At 66.8% G+C, this 2,640-nt stretch carries 2 protein-coding genes and 1 pseudogene; all 3 read right to left on the reverse strand.

The genetic code is table 11. From position 1 onward, the window contains the following. Positions 1-102: 102 nt before the first annotated feature. Positions 103-1,476 (reverse strand): IS30 family transposase, encoded by a 1,374-nt coding sequence (locus ABZV38_RS40040; RefSeq protein WP_356333858.1) that lies wholly within the window; start codon positions 1,474-1,476, stop codon positions 103-105. Continuing rightward, positions 1,457-2,370, reverse strand: a protein-coding gene (locus tag ABZV38_RS40045; RefSeq protein WP_356333860.1) for an IS5 family transposase whose coding sequence is annotated in 2 segments (ribosomal slippage) — positions 1,457-1,977 and positions 1,977-2,370 — 915 coding nt in all. Because the reading frame shifts where the segments join, the coding sequence is not laid out codon by codon here. Before ABZV38_RS40045 ends, ABZV38_RS40040 begins: the two co-directional genes overlap by 20 nt. Positions 2,371-2,411: 41 nt before the next feature. Beyond that, positions 2,412-2,640, reverse strand: a pseudogene (locus tag ABZV38_RS40050) (hypothetical protein); the annotation flags it as partial.

Raw genomic sequence — 2,640 nt, forward strand, 5'->3', positions numbered from 1 at the left:
GCCATCGCATTGTCCCAGCAGACACCGGTGCGGCCGACCGACGCTCTCAGGCCCAACGAGCGAAGCTTGCAACGAAGTTCCCGAGACGTGTATTGGGCGGATTCAACCGGTCGTCGCAACACCGGTTTTCTGGGCCGAGTGTAGGTGTTCGTTGAGTGCCTCGGCCGGGGTCTTCCAGCCGAGTGTTTTGCGGGGCCGACTGTTGAGGGCGTGAGCCACTGCCTGGAGTTCGTCGGGCGACCACCTGGACAGGTCGGTGCCCTTGGGAAAGTACTGGCGGAGAAGCCCGTTTGTGTTCTCGTTCGTCCCGCGCTGCCAGCTGTGCGGGTCGGCGAAGTAGACCGCGACACCGGTCTCGAGTCTGAACTGCGCGTGCTGGGAAAGCTCCTTGCCACGGTCCCAGGTCAGCGACCGCCGGAGCTGCTCGGGAAGCGTCGTGATCACCGGTGTGAGTGCTTTGTTCATCGACAGTGCGCCATAGCCGGCAAGAGCGGGTCCGTTCTTGGTCCGCGGGATCGTGCCGTATCCCTCCTCGCGGGGCAGGTGGACCAGCATGGTGAACCGGGTGGTCCGCTGGACCAGCGTGCCGATCGCCGACCGGTTGAGCCCGATGATCAAGTCTCCTTCCCAGTGCCCGGGGACGGCGCGGTCTTCGGCCTCGGCCGGACGCTCGCTGATCATCACCTCGGGCGAGACGTGGGCCCAGGCTTTGCGTCGGGTGCGGGCGCGCGGGACACGCAGTGCCCGTCCGGTGCGCAGGCAGGCGACCAGCTCGCGTTTGAGCGCGCCGCGGCTCTGGACGTAGAGGGCTTGGTAGATCGCTTCGTGCGAGATGCGCATCGACTCATCCTCGGGGAAATCCACGTTCAGCCGGTGAGCGATCTGCTCCGGACTCCAGGCCGACGTCCACTTCCGGTCCTGACGGTGGGGCTTGTTGCGGCCTTTCCAAGGTTCTGTCTGGGGCCCCTGCACCAGGGTTCCGTCCGGGCGGTGGACGTGTCCCGACAGCCGTTCCTGCACATACTCGTGCAGCCGTTGATGAGTGACGAGCTTCGCCTGCTTCGGACGAAGCGCCAACAGATCCGCTTTCCACTGCGCGACCGAGGCACGGTAGTCCAGCCTGCCCGCGCGGGTCGCCGCATTTCGACGAAGCTCGCGGGAGATCGTCGACGGAGCACGGCCCAACCGGCGCCCTATCTCGCGGACTCCGGCTCCTTGTGCTCTGAGCAGGGCTATCTCTTCACGCTCGTGAAACGACAGATAGCGACCCGCAAGCGGGGCAAGATCAACCGACGGCATGCCCCCACGCTGCCGGAACCATCGGGTGCCGGCAGCCGGAGACACGCCGACTGCAGCAGCGGCCTCCTCACTGAGGAGGCCTTTGGCGATCTCGCGCCAGAACTCACGCTCGACCTCCAGCCGCAACGACGGCGCCCCCGGTGACTTCATCGGAGACCTACCCGTCAGTTCCCTCATCCACCCTGCCGGCCTGCCCATTACACCTCCGCAGTCGAGGTGTTGCGACGACCGGTTGAATCCGCCCGGCGAGCTTGTCGTACCTGGTCGCAACGCCTCTCGCCTGCTTCAGAAGGCCGATCCGGCACTCGACTTTGTGCCTGCGCTTGTACATTTCGCGGTCGAAGCCGGGCGGACGGCCTCCGGCGGAACCGCGGCGGCGTCGGTGTCCGGCCTGGTCTCGCTTCTCCGGGATGGTGTGCGCGATCCCGCGTTTGCGCAGGTAGGAGCGAATCTGACGGGAGGAGTACGCCCGGTCGGCAAGCACATGTCCGGGCCGGGTGCGGGGGCGTCCACCGCCGATCCGGGGGACACGAATTCGGTCCATCACCTGCTCGAAGGCGGGCGCGTCGCCTCGTTGGCAGGCGGTGATGACGGCAGCGAGGACGTGGAAGGAGGCGTCGACGGCGAGGTGAATCTTGGTGGTCAGTCCGCCGCGCGAGCGTCCCAGACCGTGGTCGTCCGGCTCGGCCGCGAGGCCGTTCGGACGCGTCCGGCCCGGATCGTCAGCCCCCTTTTGCGGGCCCCGGCGGCGTGCTGGTGAGCCCGGCAGACGGTGGAGTCGACCGAGACCTCCCACTCGATGATCCCATCCGCATCTGCCTTGACCTGCAGCTTCTTCAGGACGCGGGCCCATGTTTCGTCGATCTGCCACCGTCGGAACACCGCATACGCGGTCTCCCAGGGGCCGTATCGCTCGGGCAGATCCCTCCAAGGCGAGCCGGTCCGGGCCCGCCACCAGATCCCGTCGAACACCTGCCGCCGATCCCTCGGAGGTCGACCCATCTTCGGTATCGGCGGCAACACCGCTTCCAGCCGCTCCCACTGTGCATCCGTCAGATCACCACGAGACATCTGAAGATCGTTTCATGACCTTGATCACAACACCGTTGCGTTTACGTCCGTGAGCGGCTCGAGAGCCCGTGTTCGAAGAACGTGACGGTGGTGTGGACGGTGTAGTTCTGACTGGTCGTGGGGTGTTGTCCGGCGTTCGGTCCGTACTTGCTGGTGGGGTTCTTGCGGGTGCGAGCCTTGACGCGGTGCCGGTGGCGGCCGGGGTGCAGGGCGTCGAGGACGGCCCGGCCGATGGTGCCGACGAGCTCGGCGGGTCCCGCCGGGGGCAGG

Origin of the sequence: Streptomyces sp. NPDC005181 (genome assembly GCF_040608395.1) — a bacterium.
In the GTDB taxonomy this organism is placed as follows: Bacteria; Actinomycetota; Actinomycetes; order Streptomycetales; family Streptomycetaceae; genus Streptomyces.